General features: G+C 41.7%; 15 protein-coding genes and 1 tRNA gene. 11 read left to right on the top strand and 5 right to left on the bottom strand.

Annotated elements, in window-relative coordinates:
• Positions 1-234: 234 nt before the first annotated feature.
• Both ACGF7G_RS06175 and fliZ read left to right on the top strand, forming a co-directional pair.
• The gene (locus ACGF7G_RS06175) at positions 235-957 is read left to right on the top strand and encodes an RNA polymerase sigma factor FliA (RefSeq protein ID WP_133815856.1); all 723 of its coding nucleotides are present in this window, start codon (positions 235-237) and stop codon (positions 955-957) included.
• Positions 958-1,010: 53 nt separating this feature from the next.
• Positions 1,011-1,523 (top strand): flagella biosynthesis regulatory protein FliZ, encoded by a 513-nt coding sequence (fliZ, locus tag ACGF7G_RS06170; protein WP_133815855.1) that lies wholly within the window; start codon positions 1,011-1,013, stop codon positions 1,521-1,523.
• An 80-nt stretch (positions 1,524-1,603) separates the two neighbouring features.
• Here fliZ and putA read toward each other — a convergent pair whose 3' ends face one another.
• A complete protein-coding gene (gene putA / locus ACGF7G_RS06165) occupies positions 1,604-5,584 on the bottom strand; it encodes a trifunctional transcriptional regulator/proline dehydrogenase/L-glutamate gamma-semialdehyde dehydrogenase (RefSeq protein WP_387464214.1) in 3,981 nt (1,326 codons plus the stop codon).
• A gap of 486 nt (positions 5,585-6,070) precedes the next feature.
• Between putA and putP the strand changes: the two genes are divergently transcribed.
• Complete coding sequence (putP, locus tag ACGF7G_RS06160) at positions 6,071-7,555, top strand: sodium/proline symporter PutP (protein WP_387464212.1); 1,485 nt, start codon at positions 6,071-6,073, stop codon at positions 7,553-7,555.
• A gap of 239 nt (positions 7,556-7,794) precedes the next feature.
• On the opposite strand, the gene cycA is transcribed toward putP, so the two are convergent.
• On the bottom strand, positions 7,795-9,201 hold the full coding sequence (gene cycA, locus ACGF7G_RS06155; RefSeq protein WP_387464210.1) for a D-serine/D-alanine/glycine transporter: 1,407 nt from the start codon (positions 9,199-9,201) through the stop codon (positions 7,795-7,797).
• Positions 9,202-9,451: 250 nt separating this feature from the next.
• On the opposite strand from cycA, the gene ACGF7G_RS06150 reads away from it, so the two are divergent.
• Positions 9,452-9,527, top strand: a tRNA-Lys gene (locus ACGF7G_RS06150).
• A gap of 343 nt (positions 9,528-9,870) precedes the next feature.
• Here the strand turns inward: ACGF7G_RS06150 and ACGF7G_RS06145 are convergent.
• The 3 genes from ACGF7G_RS06145 to dsdC all read right to left on the bottom strand — a co-directional run bounded on the left by ACGF7G_RS06145 (position 9,871) and on the right by dsdC (position 13,656).
• Positions 9,871-10,410, bottom strand: a complete 540-nt coding sequence (locus ACGF7G_RS06145; RefSeq protein ID WP_387464209.1) for an Ail/Lom family outer membrane beta-barrel protein — start codon at positions 10,408-10,410, stop codon at positions 9,871-9,873.
• Positions 10,411-10,957: 547 nt separating this feature from the next.
• Positions 10,958-12,115 (bottom strand): type I restriction endonuclease, encoded by a 1,158-nt coding sequence (locus tag ACGF7G_RS06140; RefSeq protein WP_387464206.1) that lies wholly within the window; start codon positions 12,113-12,115, stop codon positions 10,958-10,960.
• 602 nt (positions 12,116-12,717) lie between these two features.
• Positions 12,718-13,656 carry a DNA-binding transcriptional regulator DsdC gene (gene dsdC / locus ACGF7G_RS06135; RefSeq protein WP_387464204.1) on the bottom strand — a complete coding sequence of 313 codons (939 nt, stop codon included), beginning with the start codon at positions 13,654-13,656 and terminating at the stop codon, positions 12,718-12,720.
• Between the two features lie 242 nt (positions 13,657-13,898).
• Between dsdC and dsdX the strand changes: the two genes are divergently transcribed.
• The 7 genes from dsdX to ACGF7G_RS06100 all read left to right on the top strand — a co-directional run bounded on the left by dsdX (position 13,899) and on the right by ACGF7G_RS06100 (position 20,157).
• Positions 13,899-15,236 (top strand): D-serine transporter DsdX, encoded by a 1,338-nt coding sequence (gene dsdX / locus ACGF7G_RS06130; RefSeq protein WP_387464202.1) that lies wholly within the window; start codon positions 13,899-13,901, stop codon positions 15,234-15,236.
• A 294-nt stretch (positions 15,237-15,530) separates the two neighbouring features.
• Complete coding sequence (locus ACGF7G_RS06125) at positions 15,531-16,862, top strand: D-serine ammonia-lyase (RefSeq protein WP_387464200.1); 1,332 nt, start codon at positions 15,531-15,533, stop codon at positions 16,860-16,862.
• 211 nt (positions 16,863-17,073) lie between these two features.
• Positions 17,074-17,310: a hypothetical protein gene (locus tag ACGF7G_RS06120; RefSeq protein WP_133815797.1), complete on the top strand. Its 237-nt coding sequence runs from the start codon at positions 17,074-17,076 to the stop codon at positions 17,308-17,310.
• Positions 17,279-17,608 (top strand): type II toxin-antitoxin system RelE/ParE family toxin, encoded by a 330-nt coding sequence (locus ACGF7G_RS06115; protein WP_387464199.1) that lies wholly within the window; start codon positions 17,279-17,281, stop codon positions 17,606-17,608. Before ACGF7G_RS06120 ends, ACGF7G_RS06115 begins: the two co-directional genes overlap by 32 nt.
• A gap of 246 nt (positions 17,609-17,854) precedes the next feature.
• A complete protein-coding gene (locus ACGF7G_RS06110) occupies positions 17,855-18,910 on the top strand; it encodes an alkene reductase (protein ID WP_387464198.1) in 1,056 nt (351 codons plus the stop codon).
• A 180-nt stretch (positions 18,911-19,090) separates the two neighbouring features.
• Positions 19,091-19,486, top strand: a complete 396-nt coding sequence (locus ACGF7G_RS06105) for a nuclear transport factor 2 family protein (RefSeq protein WP_133815794.1) — start codon at positions 19,091-19,093, stop codon at positions 19,484-19,486.
• A 203-nt stretch (positions 19,487-19,689) separates the two neighbouring features.
• Positions 19,690-20,157 carry an Rrf2 family transcriptional regulator gene (locus tag ACGF7G_RS06100; protein WP_387464197.1) on the top strand — a complete coding sequence of 156 codons (468 nt, stop codon included), beginning with the start codon at positions 19,690-19,692 and terminating at the stop codon, positions 20,155-20,157.
• Positions 20,158-20,194 lie beyond the last annotated feature (37 nt).

Genomic DNA, 20,194 nt, shown 5'->3' with positions numbered 1-20,194 from the left:
CACAATATGTGAACTTGATTCACATAAAAATTCAAATAAATCAAGGATCGGCTCGCCGGTCCTTCTTTTTTAGTCGTTTATCGTGAACAGCCTAAAATTTGTGTTACTATTAGGCGGGCAATAAATTTCGCATAGGTGAAAAAGAAGTGCTTTTACTACATTGTTCAAACGATTGCCCTTGTTAGGGGATTGGATAATGGTAGTTAGTCTCTTATTCCAAAGGTGTCTGTTGTTGTGAGCGATTTGTATACCGCCGAAGGCGTGATGGACAAAAACAGCCTCTGGAAGCGCTATGTACCATTAGTTCGCCATGAAGCGTTAAGGCTACAAGTTAGGTTACCCGCGTGTGTGGAGCTAGATGATCTGCTTCAGGCCGGGGGAATCGGCTTACTAAATGCGGTGGAACGTTTTGATTCCTTACAAGGAACCGCGTTTACCACTTATGCGGTACAGCGCATCAGAGGTGCAATGTTGGATGAGTTAAGGAGCCGTGATTGGGCTCCGCGTAGCGTGCGACGTAATGCGCGCGAAGTGACGCAAACCATCCGTAAACTTGAGCAAGACTTAGGCCGTCCAGCCAGTGAGCAGGAAGTTGCTAAAGAATTAAAGATTGATCTGGTAGAATATCGGCAGATACTGTTAGATACGAATAACAGTCAGTTGTTTTCGTATGACGAATGGCATGAAATGCACGGTGAAAGCTGTGAACCTGTTGTTGAAGAAGGGTATGAAACCAATCCCTTACAACAATTGCTGGAAAGTGACATTCGTCAACGGGTAATTGATGCTATTGATTCGTTACCTGAGCGAGAAAAAATGGTTCTGACGCTGTATTATCAGGAAGAACTTAATCTGAAAGAGATTGGCGCAGTACTTGAAGTCGGGGAGTCCCGTATAAGTCAGTTACACAGCCAGGCGATTAAACGCTTGCGGGCACGCCTAAATCCGGAAAAGTAACTTTTTGCTTATTTGTTTTTTTGTTTAAGACTACACACAGGGCTTTATCTCTTATGTCTGTTACAACACAAAAGAAACGGCCGCTCAGCCGTTACATTAAAGACTACAAACATAGTCAAACTCATTGCTTGCATTGTCACAAAGCTCTTGACCGCATCTCTTTGGTTTTTAATGGCCAGGTGATCAACAAAGAGTCTATCTCCGAAATGACGGAGTTGATTGATGACAAGACTTGGGATGAACTGCAAGATAAATTTGTCGCGTTATGCCGTTTTTGCAGTGAGATTTATTGCAATAGCGAGACAGATTATTTTGACATCATGTCTTTCAAACAGTATCTGTTTGAACAAACTGAAATGAGTCATAGCACTATTCGTGAGTATGTGGTTCGTTTACGACGTTTGGATGAATTGCTCACTTCAAGCAATTACCCTGCAAAAGAGTTCACAACAGAGAAAATTCAGGAACAACTGAGTGAGAAACTGTCACAGTCCGCATTCAGTAACTACAACATTGCCTTGCGGAAGTATGAGCAGTATTTGAGCTGGCAGCAGGGCGGCCACTAAGCTGGAAATATAAACAGCAAAGAGATGTTCAATTTCAGGGGAACACATTTTCAGTGTGTTCCCCTTCGCTTTATCTGGAATTAACCAATAGTCATCAGACTGGCATTGCCCCCCGCTGCGGCAGTGTTAATGCTCAGTGAACGTTCATGCAGCAGACGTTCTAGCAGCAGGTTAGTTTCTCCACGGGCAAAACCTTGTACGGAGATGATGGCTCCTTTACGTTGGGCGACGTGTTCACAAACCTGACGGAGTTGATCAGAATCGCCATGGTAAATAACAGCTTCAAATTCCGTATCTTCATTTTGCCAGTCCCGGATCAGCGTGATTGCTTTACGGACACTATCCGGTAATTGACGGAACAGTTGTTGATGCATTTCATCATTTTGCCACAGTAACTGACAGCCAACAGATAATGTTGCTACCAGTTGGATCAATGTATCTTGCTGATTATCCGCTAAACACAGTACCTGACCACGAGGTAACAGGGTGTAGGTATTGCGTTCACCTGTCGGCCCGGGTAACAAGCGGGTGGTGCCACTTTGTGCCAGCAATTTGTACTGTTGCACCAACTGATTTAGCTCTTCGCTGTGCTGAGTGGTAACCCATTCTGCCAGGGCATCAAATGGTGCCATAAGCACTGAACGGGCATTGGTATCCAGTGGATACTCAACATCCTGACGTTCCAACGTCTGATTAATGGCATTCTGAGGGCGGCAAGAGAGCAGGCGATACAGATAGAGCGGGCCGCCCGCTTTTGGACCTGTACCGGATAAGCCTTCACCACCGAACGGCTGCACACCAACAACCGCGCCGACCATATTACGGTTAACATACAGGTTACCTACTTTCGCCTTAGAGGTGACTTGTACAATAGTTTCATCGATGCGGGTATGTACGCCCAGTGTCAGGCCGTAGTTGGAATTGTTAATCTGATCAAGTAACTTATCCAACTCATTGCGTTTAAAACGGACAACATGCAGAACCGGGCCGAAGATCTCTTGTTTCAATTCATCAAAACTTTCCAGTTCAATCAGTGTCGGTTTAACAAAAGTACCTTGCTCCCACTCTTTACTGTCAGTCACATTGTCTTGTGCTGCTTGATAAATCGCGCGTCCTTTGGTGCGCATTGCCTGAATATGACGATCAATACCGGCTTTGGCTTCAGCGTCAATGACCGGGCCGATATCGGTAGAAAGGCGTTCAGGATTGCCCATCCGGCATTCAGACATTGCGCCTTTCAACATGGTGATAGTACGTTCTGCCACATCATCCTGAATACAGAGGATTCGTAAGGCTGAACAGCGTTGACCTGCACTGTCAAAAGCAGAGGCGACCACATCAGTAACAACTTGTTCTGTGAGAGCGGAAGAGTCGACAATCATTGCGTTCAGGCCGCCGGTTTCTGCAATGAGCGGGGTTGGGCGCCCTTGTGCGTCAAGCCGTCCGGCAATGTTACGTTGTAACAGGCCGGCCACTTCTGTAGAACCAGTAAACATCACGCCACGTACTCTCTCATCACCAACCAGAAGCGAACCAATGGTTTCACCCCGGCCAGGTAATAATTGTAGTACATCATGGGGAATTCCTGCCTGATGCAATATTTTGACCGCAGTCGCTGCAATTAATGGAGTCTGCTCCGCCGGTTTTGCCAACACACTGTTACCGGCAGCCAACGCAGCTGCTATCTGCCCGGTAAAAATGGCTAATGGGAAGTTCCACGGGCTGATACACACAACGGGTCCCAGTGGGCGGTGGGTATCATTAGCGAAATCATGGCGGACCTGTCCGGCATAGTAATGGAGGAAGTCTACCGCTTCGCGTACCTCAGCAATCGCATTATTAAAGGTTTTGCCAGCTTCCCGGGCCAGAATGCCCAACAGTGGCTGCATTTGGCTTTCCATCAATTCAGCAGCGCGAACCAGAATTGCTGCGCGTTCTGATGGTGGAGTTGCAAACCAGATTGATCCAGCTTCTGTTGCGGCATCCAGAGCATGAGCGACTTCTTGTTCAGTTGTTTCACGCACATAGCCGACGATATCCAGTGGTGCGGCAGGGTTAATGACAGGCTTGGCAGCAGGTTGCTCGCCTTGATGGCAATAATTGCCACCCAGCAATGGTTCACTGTACCGTTCTTCCGTAGAAGAGCTCAGTAGCGCACTGGAAAGAGAAGCCAGCCGATGTTCGTTGGAAAGATCCAGACCGGCTGAGTTTGCGCGATCTTTGCCATACAGGTCATGAGGAAGAGGGATTTTCGGATGTGAAAGACCGATTTGTCCTTCGGCTTCGGCCATCTTTTGAACTTTTTTCACCGGATCAGCAACAAGTTCATCCAGTGGCAACGTGGTATCGGCAATACGGTTGACGAAGGATGTATTAGCGCCATTCTCTAGCAGACGACGGACCAGATAGGCCAATAGTGTTTCGTGAGTGCCTACCGGTGCGTAAATACGACATGGACGGTTTAATTTTCCATCAGCAATTTTCCCGACCACTTGCTCATACAGGGGCTCTCCCATGCCGTGCAGGCATTGGAATTCATATTGACCAGGATAATAGTTTTGACCGGCCATATGATAAACAGCAGATAAAGTATGCGCGTTATGGGTGGCGAACTGCGGATAGATCAGGTTTGGTACTGACAACAGTTTGCGGGCACAAGCCAGATAGGAAACGTCGGTATAAACTTTGCGGGTGTAAACCGGATAGCCTTCCAGCCCATCTATTTGCGCACGTTTAATTTCACTATCCCAATAAGCGCCTTTTACCAGTCGCACCATTAGACGACGACGGCTGCGCTGTGCTAAATCAACTATCGCATCGATAACAAATGGACAGCGTTTTTGATAAGCCTGAATAACGAAACCAATACCATTCCAGCCTGCCAATTGTGGTTCGAAACAGAGTTTTTCCAGCAAGTCGAGGGAGATTTCCAGACGATCCGCCTCTTCCGCATCAATATTGATGCCAATATCATATTGGCGGGCTTGTAATGTCAGGGAAAGCAGGCGCGGGTACAGCTCGCTCATGACGCGTTCATATTGAGCACGGCTATAACGTGGGTGCAGGGCAGAAAGCTTGATGGAAATTCCAGGCCCTTCATAGATACCGCGGCCGTTGGATGCCTTACCGATAGCATGAATGGCTTGTTGGTAGGAAACCATATAATCCTGAGCATCTTCCTCAGTTAATGCGGCTTCACCCAGCATGTCATAGGAGTAGCGGAACCCTTTTTCTTCCAGCTTACGTGCGCTTGCCAATGCCTGAGCGATAGTTTCACCTGTGACAAACTGTTCACCCATCAGGCGCATTGCCATATCTACGCCTTTACGGACTAATGGTTCTCCGCTTTTACTGATAATGCGATTCAGTGAATTGGAGAGCTTGGCTTCGTTGTGGGTAGAAACCAGTTTACCGGTAAACAGCAGGCCCCATGTTGCTGCGTTGACAAACATGGATGAACTTTGGCCCAGATGGGAATGCCAGTTGCCATTGCTGATTTTATCGCGGATCAGCGCGTCACGGGTGGCTTTATCTGGAATACGGAGCAGGGCTTCCGCGAGGCACATCAGGGCAACGCCTTCCTGAGATGACAGTGAAAACTCCTGCAACAACCCTTGAACCAAACCAGAACGTCCAACGCTGTTTTTCTGGTTACGCAATTTTTCTGCAATGCTGTAGGCCAGCTTATGCGTTGCTTGTGCCTGATCTTCGGGTAATTGCGCCTGTTGCAGCAGCATTGGCACTGCCTGTGTTTCCGGCAGGCGATAACCCGCGGTGATTGCGGAACGTTTTACTGATTGAGGCAAGATATGTTCTGCGAAGTCGAGGAAAGGTTGATGAGAAGAGTCTGTGACAGTTTCCTCTGTGGTTATCTTCTCTTCTTTAAGATCCTGACTGGCAGATAGCTCAGTGATCTGCTCATCATTTTCAAGACGTTCAAGGTAATTGAAAATAGCTTGTTTAATCAGCCAGTGTGGAGTGCGGTCAATCCGCAGTGCAGCGGCTTTAATGCGATCACGAGTTGCCTCATCAAGCTTCACGCCCATTGTTGTACTACCCATCCTCGCTCCTCAATAGGTAAGGTTTGTCTAAGTTACATGATAATATCTGACATGTTGCAACTTTGTGCAACCTTATGCGTATTGCTTGTTTGATTTTTGTGAAATTAATCCAGTTATTATAATTAGGAAAGGGTATTTATTTTTGTAACTTTATCTAATTGATATATATTGGTTCGGCATTTTATGGCTAATACCAGTGGGGTAACCATGAAATGGTTAAAAAGTATAACCTTTAAATCAAATAAATGTGATTCAGCAAACGTTTCTTGTAAAAAATGGCGTTAATTAGTTGTTAAATTACCTGGTGCTAATCTAGGATTCATTGTGACTTTCTAATTTGTTACAAAAATAATTATTTCAATTTAAAATTATAAACTATTTTTAGGTGCAATCAGGTGCAACGTTCCTGAACCTGACAGGGAAAACTCTGTGTCCCCAGGAGAACTGCGGCTTTGCAAAACACAGATAACACTATGGAGAACCTGCATGACAGTAAATACACCAATGCTAATCACCTTTATTGTCTACATTAGTGGAATGTTGTTGATAGGCTTTTTGGCTTATCGCTCAACCAAAAATTTTGATGACTATATCTTGGGAGGAAGGCGATTAGGTAGCGTGGTAACGGCTTTGTCTGCCGGTGCTTCGGATATGAGTGGTTGGCTATTAATGGGTTTGCCTGGCGTAGTTTATTTCGCCGGGGTTTCAGAAAGTTGGATAGCGATTGGCCTTTCTTTAGGCGCTTACCTGAACTGGAAATTAGTTGCGGGCAGGTTACGGATCCAGACGGAAGTCAATAACAATGCGCTGACACTACCCGATTATTTCACCAGTCGTTTTGAAGATAGCAGTAAGATCCTGCGCATTATTTCCGCACTGGTTATCCTGATTTTCTTTACTATTTATTGTGCTTCTGGCGCTGTTGCCGGAGGATTGTTATTTGAAAGCACTTTCGGTATCAGTTATCAGAAAGCTATGTGGCTTGGTGCTGCGGCAACGATTGCCTATACATTCCTCGGTGGCTTCCTGGCTGTCAGCTGGACGGATACTGTCCAGGCTTCGTTAATGATCTTCGCTCTTATCCTGACTCCGCTTATCGTTATTTTCTCTATCGGCGGCATTGATACCTCTATTGCTTTGATAGCAGCGAAAAACCCCGCTTATCTGGATATGTTTAAGGGGTTGAACTTTATCGCTATTATCTCGCTATTGGGTTGGGGATTAGGTTATTTTGGTCAGCCACATATTTTGGCGCGTTTTATGGCGGCAGATTCCCATCACACTGTTCGTAAAGCTCGTCGCATCAGTATGACTTGGATGGTGTTATGCCTGGCAGGAACGATTTCTGTCGGTTTCTTTGGTATTGCTTATTTTGAAATGCATCCTGACCTGGCTGGTCCGGTCGCTGCCAATCGTGAGCGTATCTTTATGGAACTGGCTGTTGTTTTGTTTAATCCGTGGATAGCGGGCATTTTATTGTCGGCGATTCTGGCTGCGGTGATGAGTACTCTTAGCTGCCAGTTGTTAGTATGTGCAAGTGCATTGACTGAGGATCTTTATAAGCCCTTTATTCGCAAATCTGCCAGCCAGAAAGAGCTGGTATGGGTGGGGCGTTTCATGGTGCTATTGGTGGCCGCTGTCGCTATGGTAATAGCAACTAATCCTGACAATAAAGTGCTGGCACTGGTAAGTAATGCCTGGGCCGGATTTGGCGCGGCGTTCGGTCCGGTGGTACTGATCTCTGTTGTCTGGCAGCGTATGACACGCAATGGCGCACTGGCGGGTATGTTGGTGGGTGCAATAACCGTATTGGTGTGGATGAAGTACCAGTGGTTTGCGTTGTATGAAATTATCCCTGGTTTTATCTTTGCTTCTATTGCGATAGTTGTTGTCAGCCTGTTGGGTAAAGCGCCAAGCAGAGAAGCACAACAGCGTTTTATTGATGCTGAAGCGCAATACAACACTAAGTGATTTAAAGTCAAACCGGAAATTGTGAAGGCAAAATGCCTTCACATAAATTTAAGCTTTAAGTTTTTTAGCAATCGTTGCTCCATGTTCGCCCTGATAGCAAGCGATTCTTCATTCATGTTCATTGGGGGAATGCGAATGGAATTAAGTGTAGTGGTGATTTGTTAGATTGCAGTAATAAAAATGACCTGTGGTGTATTATTCCAACAGGTCATATAGATAATAGTAGAAATTTAAATAAGTTAGCCGTATAAGCGAGTTCTACGTTTTTTTACAATTTGAAAACCAATAATTAATACTAGAAACCAAACAGGTGTGATGATTAATGCTTGGCGAGTATCATCTCGTAATGTGAGCAATATCAGAACAAATGCAAAAAATGCCAGACAGACCCACGACATAATAATCCCCAGCGGCATTTTATATATTGAAGCCTTATGTAATGCAGGGCGACGTTTCCGGTAAACCAGATATGAACACAGGATCATACTCCAGACAAACATAAACAGAATGGCTGAAACAGTTGTCACCAATGTAAATACATGCATCACATCAGGAATTAAATAAATCAGCACCACACCACAAGATAAACATAAACAGGTAAAAATTAATCCTGACGCGGGCACGGAACGGCGTGAAAGGCGGCTAAATTGCTGTGGTGCATCACCTTCTTTTGCCAGTCCAAACAGCATACGGCTGGTGGAGAAGACTCCACTGTTTGCTGAGGATGCGGCAGAAGTTAATACTACGAAGTTCACGATACTGGCGGCAGCGGGTAAACCAATCAGAACGAACAGCTCAACAAAAGGGCTTTTGTCTGCAATGATTGAACGCCATGGTGTGACTGACATGATAATTATCAGTGCCAGCACGTAGAAGGTGATAATACGAACCGGGATAGCATTAATTGCTCTGGGAAGTGATTTCATGGGATCTTTAGTTTCCGCGGCAGCAGTACCCACTAATTCAATTCCTACAAAGGCGAATATTGCTATCTGGAACCCAGCAAAAAATCCACTTAACCCTGTTGGAAATAATCCACCATCATTCCATATATTGGCCAATGAGGCGGTATGACCCGCAGGAGATTGAAAATGCATACCAATCAAAACAGCGCCTGTCACAATGAGTGCGACAATGGCAACTATTTTTATCATGGCGAACCAGAATTCCATTTCACCGAATAATTTCACTGTTGCCAGATTAAGGGCCAGCAATAGTGAAACGCAGAGCAGGGAAGTGATCCATTGTGGAAAATCGGGTTGCCAATAGCTGATATATGAGGTGATGGCGACGACATCGGCGATACCGGTAATGACCCAACAGAACCAGTAAGTCCAGCCGACAAAAAAACCAGCCCAAGGCCCTAATAAATCTGCGGAAAAATCACTGAATGATTTATATTGCAGGTTCGAGAGCAGGAGTTCACCCATTGCGCGCATAACGAAAAACAGCATGAAACCGATAATCATATAAACAAATATGATCGATGGCCCGGCCAGAGAGATGGTTTTCCCTGATCCCATAAACAGGCCTGTGCCAATGGCACCACCGATAGCAATAAGTTGTATATGTCGGTTGGTTAGATTGCGTTGTAGTTGCATTTCCCCGGTTTTAGCGGAAAGTGTTGTTTGTATTTTTTCTGCCATAGAATGGTGTCCAATATTTTCTCAGGTAAATTGTTAAGGCTCTTTAAGTGGCCTTATATGTGATGATGTTTGCGAAAAATATTGTGACACAGATTACTATAATAATAACAGCTTGATCTCACGTTAAAAACAAATTGGTTACAATTTAACTTATTAGTACTCTTGGGATTGAATATGAATTATTCGTTTAGTAAAAAAGAGTAAGAAGATATTGACGGCAGCTTTGTATCGGAGAATAATCGTTGACATTGGGTTGTTAGCTCAGTCGGCAGAGCAGTTGACTCTTAATCAATTGGTCCGGGGTTCGAGTCCCCGACAACCCACCAGTTAAATCAGTCAGTTATAATTAACTTCCTTTATTTCATTTCTAATTTGGGACATATTTGGGGCAAGCTTACCGAATATTGTATCTATTTTTTGTATGCTCCGTTAAATGAAACTGTTAAGACCGGGTACTATTCTACCCCGGTCTTTTTCCAAGCCTGTTATGATAGTGATGTTGATAGGATGGATTAAAGGCGCTGGCTTTTTACACAATAGAAAAACTAGGTTCTGTAAATCTCCAATAGTGGTTAACATAAATGTTGAAATTTCTGAATAAATCACCAAGGCTATAAATCATATAAGATAATTAACCTTGGTGATAATATAATCTTTTTATTGATTAAATTAGAAACGATAGCCGACGCTTATATTAAAGCCATTGGTGGAAATTTTATATTTATCTACACCGTCTTTGATATCAAATCGGCTGCCTTCATAACCGACTGTAACTGATGTATTTGTTGTTGGGTTTACAATAAATCCGGCTCCCCAGCCTAAGGCATTTTCATTTGTCTTTCCATTTGCATCAGTACCGCTATAGGATAATTTCAGGTTTATTCTGGATAATCCTACCTGACTGTATAAACTAATATAATCATTAATTCTATAAGTTGGGCCAGTCATTAAAGAATAATATTTAGTATCAATTTTGGGGCGATCTATTGTTTCTGCGTCATCTCCTTTAGCAAAGGTGAACGATGATAATACTCCCCATTGATCATCCAATTCATATCGGTAACTGAGTGTCGCGCCATTTAGCGCTTTAACGTCTTGTGGTTTCACATAGGCATACCCGATAGAAGCTGTATGTTGTTCAGCTTGAGCAGGTAAAGTTATTGCAAATACAGAAAAAATAGCGCCACAGCTTAGTAAAAGTTTTTGCATTTAATTACACTCTATATAATTTCTAAGTAAACTAATTTATAACTATTCAAATGACTTGCTTAATAACTGCTGTAATAAATATCATAATTTAGGTCATGAGTATATATTTTTTGATAAAATTTATATCTTATATACGATTAACTAACTATTTTTATTGTTTTCTCTTGATGGATAGCAGTAGATAAGGATGACTTTAATTATCATAAATATTTTCTTTATTGCTTTAATATTCATCAATTGTTAGCTGTGAAATTCTTCCCTCTTTTTTGCTAATAATTTATTTATATTGAAAATTCTCTATTTTTATACAAATTAGATAATGAATGGTTGAGGAACATCAAAAGGGGATTAATTTTTTGTAGATTAAAAGTGTTAATATACATTGGTTTTAATAAAAAATGTGTTTTTTTATGGCCTATCCATGGCCATGATACACATTTTAATTAATATTATAATTATTAAATGAAATGAGGTCTAAGATAATAATAGAAATAGGGGGTTTTTCTAATGTTCTTAATGAATTTCTCATAATGTACTCTCCTTTACCCTAACTTTTTTTCCTGAAATTTTCATCATTTTTTACGTAATAAAAAGAATCTAAGATAATTCCTGCAATTCTTAGTATATTTTCTGGGTGATCGAAGAAAATACGGGAACCATCACATTCCAAACCTGCGCGAGAGACCTCATTAAGTAAAACATCAGTGAGCTCAATAGGAAGTTGGATACATGAACGGTTTTTTTTATCATAGTATCTTAATATCCAGCGATTTGTTTTTCCTCGATAAAGGATGCTGAAATATGATTCTGTATCTTTTGACTGTAATTCCTGATCTTCGCCTAATATAGATATAACTTTGTCAAAAAGAGCTAATTCATTTTTCGTAGTCACTATGTTGGGATTGTTTGGATCAACAATATCTGTAATTTCATCAACCGGATTAGCGTCTTTTTCTAATTCACCACTAATAGTAGTATCGTCTAAAGGTATATGTTTATTAGAAAGACCAGATACTACCATTGCACTAACTGATTTTTCCACTGCTTGTTTAACCAAAGGTGTTATTAATTCAATAAAGCGCTGGTTAAGCTGACGTTCCACATTAGATCTACTTGCAACATAACGAACGAATTCAGTATCAACATCTCGTAAACTTGAACTTATTGTTTTAGTAAATGCTGATAAATAAACACTTTCTTCTGCCAAGGTTCTTAATGCTTCTGGTTTGAACTTATCATGCCTAAAACGAAATAATTGATTGGCATCTGCGTCACTTATTTCATCCATTCTAATACGTAAAAATGGGGTAGTATCCATAACATTTTTTTGTTTCAAGTCGGTAAAAAAACGCCATTCGACACCATTTGTTATAGCTGAAATAGTTACTTCGGGTGTCGAATTAAAATACCTGGCAAGCTGTGGGCAATGGTTTTCTATTTTTTCTCTATATGATTTAGCTTCAATAAACATTACAGGGACGCCTTGGCAAAACAAGGCATAGTCAACTCGTTCATTTGCTTTCGCACCAGGAAAGTCAGCCCCATATTCAGCTTTTACTTTTTGTGGATCATAAGGGTTAAATCCAATAATATCTAAGAATGGTAAAATCAATGCTTGTTTTGTCGTTTCTTCCGTAGTGCAATGTTCACCTACTTTTTTTACATGTTCAACATGGGAACGTAACTTAGATTTGAAATTTTCCATTAATAACCCCTTGTTTTTTCATTAATAATCAATAACAGACTGTCAAAATACCTGACCAATAATTTTAACTTTGCCAATATCAGCCATTTCGTCAGCTAAAAATATTAAACATTTTGTAAATTTCTTCAATCATTTCACTGGTTGATTAAGTAAAAGAGGAGATAATTACATTAACATGAAAAACAGAAGTATATCTCTAAAATGACTGTTATAGTTGATGTTGGGAAATAAAAATATCTAGAAAAAATCAGGTAATTAATTTTCTGGTGATGCTTTGATGTAGATGATTAAATCAATGTTATGTTAATTTTGTCGTTGGTAAACAGATAAATCTATTCTTATCTAAATGCAAATAATGTGACTTATATCTACATTAATAACGTATTAATGCGTACTAGATTGAATGAAAAATAGTCTGACATGGCAGTTTATGGGGAAACAATTCTTGCGGGGATATTTATATGTCTGTTTCATGGCTGTCACACGCTGCATCGGAAAATGTGAAAACACAAAAGCTAATCGTTAGCAGGAAAATCGCCTCCTTTCCTCTTTGTCTTGAAGGATGGGGTTGCTTGGAGGCAGACTGATGATGGGTTATGTTTTTATTCGTTTATAGTTGATTTCAACCATTGAATAAATGCATTGACTTTCTCATTCTGTTGTTGAGGTAGGGTACAGGTATAGTAATACTGTTTACATAGCACTTCGGTGTTGGGAAAGGGCGCGACTAATTCGTTATTTTCAATTTTTTCCCAAATCATATTCTTTCTTCCCATTGCAACACCCGCGTGGTGCATTGCAGCGACGGCAGCTAAGTCAGAGCGATCGAAGACGATACACTTTTGTGATGGGTCCAGTGTAATATCAAAGTGTTCTGTCCAGGTGTCCCATTCTTTGGTATCAGAATCGTAGCTCCATGCTTGTTTATCATGCAATAGTGTACAGTATTGCAGATTATCGATATTTCCCATCAGGTTATGTTTTTCTGCATATTGCGGGCTACAGACTGGGGTAATGTATTCACTCATCAGATATTGATGTGATAGCTCATTAGACATAATATCATCAAAGTAAATCGCAAGATCGATACCATAACCGCGGAAATTCACATTTTCGTTACCGACCAGAATATTCAGATTAATGGACGGATATAGCTGATTAAAATCAGCCAATTTGGGAACTAACCAGCATTGAGTAAAAGTAGGACGGGAGTAAATAGTCAGATTACCCGATAACTCTTGATTTTTTATTTCCAGAATTTCCTGATTCAAATGCTCCAGAGTCGATTTAATTGTCCAAAATAAACGCTTTCCTTCACAAGTTAATTCAATCTTTCTGTGAAAACGTTGGAAAAGTTTAAACCCCAGCTCTTGTTCCAGTGAACTGATTCGATGGCTGACTGCACTGGCACTGATAGCTAGCTCATCAGCAGCCAGAGCAAAAGAGCAGTGACGGGCCGCTATCTCAAATGTATGCAGTTTTGATAACTGGTTTCCATTGAGTAGCTTATTTACAACCATGAAATTATCATCTGTGTACATATTTATAATGTTTCTGTTTTATCGACGACGGGGTAATGCAACCGTATCATTAAGGTGGCATGTTTCAGATAGTTTTAGTGATTTAAATCTCAAATAAAGTGAAAACTTTGATCAACATCACTGAATTGACTCAATCTGGTTCATGCATGACTATGTATTAATCATTTGTCAAAAATGGAATATTCATATTCAATAGTAAAAAAGCGTGTAACAGACAGAGGTCAACTGTGGGGAATGATTAAGTGGATTCACAACCTTGGGTGATAGGTACGTTACTCACAAGTATTGTGTTAATTGTATTTACGATAATTAAATTAAAAATTCACCCCTTTTTGGCGCTATTGTTGGCAAGTTTTTATGTCGGTGCATTAATGGGAATGAACCCTGTTGAGATGGTGAGTGCCATTGAGGGAGGGGTTGGTGGTACGTTGGGTTTTTTGGCGGTGGTGATTGGTCTGGGGACCATTCTTGGTAAGATGATGGAGATATCCGGTGCCGCAGAGCGCATTGGTATCACATTGCAAAAATGCCGATGGCTTTCATCAGATATCATTATGGTACTGATTGGTCTGGTTTGTGGTATTACGTTGTTTGTTGAAGTGGGGGTAGTATTGTTAATCCCACTGGCGTTTTCTATTGCCAGGAAAACCAACACGTCACTGTTGAAATTAGCGATCCCATTGTGTGTGGCATTGATGGCGGTTCATTGTATTGTTCCTCCACATCCGGCCGCATTGTTTGTGACAAATAAACTGGGTGCGGATATTGGTTCAGTCATTGTTTATGGGCTGATAGTTGCTCTGTTTGCTGCTTTGATTAGTGGCTCATTATTTCAGAAATTTCTCGGTAGCCGTCTGCCTTTTAAATCGGTTCCGGCTGAATTTTCTAAAATTAAAGTTCACAAGGAAGAGGATTTACCCTCTTTAGGCATGACATTGTTTACTGTGTTATTGCCAATTGGCTTGATGTTGATTAAAACAGCTGCCGAATTAAATATGGAAAAAGGCACCACGTTTTATACGGTGTTGGAATTTATCGGCAACCCTATTACAGCCATGTTTATTGCCGCGTTTGTTGCCTATTATACTTTAGGCATCAGGCAAAATGTGGGCATGAGTACATTGTTGACGAAGACGGAAGATTGTTTCGCCTCTATTGCTAATATCTTATTGATTATCGGTGCAGGCGGAGCATTTAATAGCATTCTGAAAGCAAGTGGGCTTAGTGATACGCTGGCCGTTATTTTGTCGGGCCTGGATATGCATCCAATTCTTTTATCTTGGTTGGTTGCTATTATTTTGCATGCAGCGGTTGGTTCAGCAACTGTAGCAATGATGGGCGCAACAGCGATTGTTTCACCAATATTGCCGTTATATCCGGATATCAGCCCTGAAATTATTGCGTTAGCTATTGGTTCCGGGGCTATCGGCTGTACTATTGTAACTGATTCGCTGTTTTGGTTGGTTAAGCAGTATTGTGGCGCAACGCTCAATGAAACTTTTAAATACTATACAACCGCAACATTTATTGCATCTATTGTTGCATTGGCTGGGACATTTCTCCTTTCTACTATCGTGTAATGAGAGGGAATAATAGCTCAGTCTTGAAAAATAAGAATAAGAAGTGCGAATGTGTCAGTACCAGGGAAGCCTATAAAATAGGCAGCTTTAGAGCTAAAATAATAAAAAATAAACAGTAACGTAGTAATCAAAACAAGGGGAAGATAAAATATAAATAAATTGTGATGTTTTGGTGTTTTATAGAAAATCGTAGTAAACATAACATATTGAATATAATAAGAATTCTAATAATTAAAAAAGTAAGAGTTGTTTTTTTATATACCAGGGAAACACCAATCTTGGGTTAACACATAAATGAAAAGTACTGAGATTCAACAATTACTAAATGAATATCCGTTAGTAAAAAATTTAATCGAATTGGAGGAAATCTTCTGGTTTAACCCTTGTAACACCACTTTTAAAGAGGGATTACCTTTCGTGGGTTTGGATGCTAATGATGTCGGGGATGCTGAAGCACGTCTGAATCGTTTTGCACCTTATTTATGTAAAGCTTTCCCAGAAACGGAAGCCACACATGGCATTATTGAATCAGAGATAGTCGCTATTCCTGCGATGCAGAAAACACTAGAGCAACATTATGGTGTAGATATCGCAGGAAAAGTTTTGCTCAAAAAAGACAGCCACTTGCCCATTTCTGGTTCGATTAAAGCCCGTGGTGGAATTTATGAAGTATTAACTCACGCGGAAAAATTAGCATTACAAGCTGGTTTGCTTTCTGAAGACGATGATTACAGCAAATTGTTTTCAGAAGAGTTCAGGCAGTTTTTTAATCAATACAGCATTGCTGTAGGCTCCACCGGTAATTTGGGGTTATCCATAGGTATTATCAGTGTGAAGCTGGGTTTTAATGTCAGTGTACACATGTCTGCCGATGCCCGTGAATGGAAGAAGCAAAAGCTACGTTCACATGGGGTTAATGTTGTGGAATATAAACAAGATTATGGGGTGGCGGTGGCCCAGGGCCGTAAAGAAGCGGAATTTAATCCTGACTGTTTCTTTATCGACGATGAAAACTCTCAAACATTGTTTCTGGGGTATTCTGTAGCGGGTGCACGGGTAAAAACGCAGCTTGAGCAAATGAATATGGTAGTTGATGAAGATCATCCCTTATTCGTTTACCTGCCATGTGGCGTTGGTGGTGGTCCTGGTGGTGTCGCGTTCGGATTGAAGCTGGCTTTTGGTGATCATGTGCACTGCATTTTTGCTGAACCTACCCATTCTCCCTGTATGTTGTTGGGGGTATATACCGGTCTGCACGACAATATTTGTGTACAGGATATTGGTATCGACAATATTACTGCTGCTGATGGTCTTGCGGTAGGAAGGGCTTCCGGCTTTGTTGGGCGCGCTATGGAACGCTTACTGGATGGTTTTTATACCGTTCATGATCAGGAAATGTATAATCTGTTGGGCTTACTTAATCGTGATGAGGGTATCCGGTTGGAGCCTTCGGCGTTAGTTGGGATGGTTGGCCCTGCTCGTGTTAGCGGAAACCTTGATTACCTGAATAGTAGAAACCTTTCGGTGGACAAAATGAAACAGGCTACACATCTGGTTTGGGCAACCGGCGGTGGTATGGTGCCTGATGATGAAATGACAAAATACCTGGATGCAGCCGAAATCTAATCGTAAATAATTTAAAAGTACCCGATTTGTATTATGAGTGTGATTCATTGGTGAATCGGGTCTTCCAATCTATATATTGCATGGCCTTTTGTATCATGGGAATTGATATAGAGAAATTGTAATCAATGATTGCATAATGCAACAAAATGTTGCATTTTATCGCGTATGCGCTTCATATCGCATGTAGTACAAAATCCCAGAGGAGCACGCTATGGCTATCAGTATACGTTTAGATAATGATTTCGTGAATGATGTCAAGATTTACGCAGAAGCTTCAAGTAGAAGTGTACCTAAGCAAATCGAGCATTGGGCTAAGATTGGGCGCATTGCTGAGGACAACCCCGATTTGCCGTACTCTTTTATTCTTGATTCTTTACTGGCAAAAAGCGAAGTCAACAGTGGTAAGGTATCGCGTTATGTCAGAAGGACAAAAAGATCCAAAGATTGATGTTTACGAAACAAGGCGTTTCTCTAAGGCATTATCTAAGTTATCTGAAAATCTTCTTACGATAGTAGAAGATGAGATTGATAGAATAATTGATAACCCTGAAATCGGTGAACAGAAGAAAGGCGATTTAAGTTTCCTTCGAGTTCATAAATTTCAGTTAAATAACCAGTTAACATTGCTTGGCTATTGTTGGATTGAAGGGAAAATAGAGTTGTACCTGCTGAACTTTGGCCCTCATGAAAATTTCTATCAGCAACAAAAGCGACACAGAAAAGCTGATTTAAAATTCATTGGATAGGGGCTCTATCCATTAAAGAAAGCTTCAAGGCTGCGTATTACGTGGCCTTTTTTATGTCACTCCCCTCTTGTTTAATGTAACTGTGTAAGTTACATTAATTCACATCGGCGGATCCCCTCGTTGCTGAAGGTTTGAGAATGAAGACATTCCCTGACCGATGTTGTTTGCTGTTGGTATACCTGGTTATGTATCGATTGATGATGTGTAACGAAGAGCATTTATTTAGTCCATATGAGAGAAAAAAATATGCCTACACTTTTTGACCCAATTCGCATTGGTGATCTCGACTTGCCGAATCGTATCATTATGGCTCCTCTGACACGTAACCGTGCCGTGGGAGAAGGACGTATTCCCAATGCTCTGATGGCGGAATACTATGTTCAGCGCGTATCTGCTGGTTTGATTATCAGTGAAGCAACTTCAGTAACGCCACAGGGTGTGGGTTACGCTGATACTCCTGGCATTTGGTCAGACGAACAAATTGCGGGGTGGCGGTTAGTTACGGATGCGGTACATGCTGCCGGTGGGCGTATTTTCATGCAGCTTTGGCATGTAGGGCGGGTATCGGATCCCATTTTCCTTAATGGGGAACGGCCAGTGGCTCCAAGCGCGATTGCAATTGATGGTCATGTCAGCTTATTACGCCCAAAACGCCCCTTTGTGGTTCCGCGGGCTCTGGAATCTGATGAAATTCCTGGCATTGTTGAGATGTTCAGACGTGGAGCGGAAAATGCGAAAATAGCAGGATTTGATGGCGTGGAAATACATGGTGCGAATGGCTATTTGCTCGATCAATTTTTGCAAGATAATACTAATCTGCGTACAGATCAGTACGGAGGTTCAGTAGAAAACCGGGCCCGGTTGCTGCTTGAAGTAACAGATGCTTGCATTTCAGTCTGGGGAGCATCTCGTGTTGGTATGCATTTGTCACCACGTGGTGGTTATTACTCCATGGCGGATTCCAATCCTATGGTGACTTTCGGATACGTCGCGCGTGAACTGGGTAAACGTGGAATTGCTTTCATTTTTTCGCGTGATCCTGTTGTTGACGGTGATTTGGGCAAGATGATAAAAGAAGCCTTTGGGTCAACCTATATTGCCAATGAGGAACTGACAAGAGAGAGTGCCGCGCAAGCCCTTGCTGACGGCAGGGCTGATGCGGTGGCTTTCGGTCATTTGTTCATCTCTAACCCGGACTTACCTCACCGGCTTTTAGTTGAAGCGCCATTTAACGAACAACAACTGGAAACCTTTATGGTTCCTGGGCCCGTAGGCTATATCGATTATCCTGTGCTTACCTAGGTAAGGGGATATCTTACCCGCAATGGATAGCCTAAGATGAAAGATGTTCGGGTTATTTTCCAGGGATGTAAATTAAAAATTTTATAGAATTTTTACTGAACATTCCAGAATATCAGGTCGGCTCGTTTTACCAGAGTCGGCCCTATTATCAACGTGGGGTAATTTGAAGGAGAAGTATCAATGTCAGATTCATTAAATATATCTATTGTTCGTCGTTTTTACGATTCTATGGGTGATGTCGATATTCTTCGCCAGATCATGGGGAATGACGTTGTTTGGGATATTACTGAGGGCTCTCGATATAGTGGGGTTTATGAAGGAATTGAAGATATATTGAATAATTTTTTTGTGCCACTTTTTAACGATACTGATGAATTCGTTGCAGATGGCTCTGAATATTTCGAGTCAGGTGATCATGTCATTGTGTTGGGTAATTACTTGGGACGAATAAAGAAAGGCAAACGATTTATTTCTCGTTTCGTCCACATATGGACAGTGCGGGATGGGCGATTAATTAAATTACAGCAGGTTGCCGATACTCTCCAGATTGAACGTGCCCATACAGATCGTATCTAACCTGATATATCAAGCTCGTTACACGAGCTAAACTAGATAATGGTATGTGGTAACAGATCGGGAGGAGCAGGAATGTTAATCAGTCAGATTGACATTCTGAGTTTCACTATTTACTCTGCGGCGAAATTAGTGACATATCATATAACTTTTTTCTTATTTTCTGCTATTCTCAATGACATCCTTAAGATATACAGGGTTTTCCAGTGCCGACATCTACCCGTTTTGCCGTGGCTATTCATATTCTCACTGATATTGCGCTTCATCATGGTCAAGCTGTACGCTCCGAAGACATCGCAAAAAGTGTGAATACTAACCCGACTGTCGTTCGCCGGCTTCTGGGTGCTCTTGCCGAGGCCGGGTTGACCTATTCGCAAATGGGTCAGGGCGGGGGAGCGTTATTGGCCCGGCCACCGGAGCAGGTCTCATTGCTGGATATTTATCGTACAGTTGAAGATCCATTATATTTCACGTTGCACCGTTCCAAACCCAATCCCAAATGCTATATCGGACACAATATCACTCCTGTTTTAGAAGATGAGTTCTCGCGTATTACCTGTGTGTTGGAAGCTGCCCTGGCTGAAACGACAATTGCTGACATAGTAAATCGGGTTGAAGACTGCGCGGGTTTTCCTTTTAAGCCACATGATCTAAGTTGTCAGCAGACTAAATAATTAGCGCTTTTATAGGCTCTTGTGGCAGTTTGTGTCA

Origin of the sequence: Photorhabdus sp. RM323S, from assembly GCF_042879375.1 — a bacterium.
Lineage (GTDB): Bacteria > Pseudomonadota > Gammaproteobacteria > Enterobacterales > Enterobacteriaceae > Photorhabdus > Photorhabdus tasmaniensis.
This window is presented reverse-complemented; position numbering and strand designations above follow the sequence as displayed.

What these genes read in the sequence shown, in the direction of transcription:
- ACGF7G_RS06105 (WP_133815794.1), top strand. Translation starts at nt 19,091, where the DNA reads ATGTCAGATTCATTAAATATATCTATTGTTCGTCGTTTTTACGATTCT.
- putP (WP_387464212.1), top strand. Translation starts at nt 6,071, where the DNA reads ATGACAGTAAATACACCAATGCTAATCACCTTTATTGTCTACATTAGT.
- ACGF7G_RS06115 (WP_387464199.1), top strand. Translation starts at nt 17,279, where the DNA reads ATGTCAGAAGGACAAAAAGATCCAAAGATTGATGTTTACGAAACAAGG.
- ACGF7G_RS06110 (WP_387464198.1), top strand. Translation starts at nt 17,855, where the DNA reads ATGCCTACACTTTTTGACCCAATTCGCATTGGTGATCTCGACTTGCCG.
- ACGF7G_RS06125 (WP_387464200.1), top strand. Translation starts at nt 15,531, where the DNA reads ATGAAAAGTACTGAGATTCAACAATTACTAAATGAATATCCGTTAGTA.
- fliZ (WP_133815855.1), top strand. Translation starts at nt 1,011, where the DNA reads ATGTCTGTTACAACACAAAAGAAACGGCCGCTCAGCCGTTACATTAAA.
- ACGF7G_RS06145 (WP_387464209.1), bottom strand. Translation starts at nt 10,410, where the DNA reads ATGCAAAAACTTTTACTAAGCTGTGGCGCTATTTTTTCTGTATTTGCA.
- dsdC (WP_387464204.1), bottom strand. Translation starts at nt 13,656, where the DNA reads ATGTACACAGATGATAATTTCATGGTTGTAAATAAGCTACTCAATGGA.
- cycA (WP_387464210.1), bottom strand. Translation starts at nt 9,201, where the DNA reads ATGGCAGAAAAAATACAAACAACACTTTCCGCTAAAACCGGGGAAATG.
- ACGF7G_RS06140 (WP_387464206.1), bottom strand. Translation starts at nt 12,115, where the DNA reads ATGGAAAATTTCAAATCTAAGTTACGTTCCCATGTTGAACATGTAAAA.
- putA (WP_387464214.1), bottom strand. Translation starts at nt 5,584, where the DNA reads ATGGGTAGTACAACAATGGGCGTGAAGCTTGATGAGGCAACTCGTGAT.
- ACGF7G_RS06120 (WP_133815797.1), top strand. Translation starts at nt 17,074, where the DNA reads ATGGCTATCAGTATACGTTTAGATAATGATTTCGTGAATGATGTCAAG.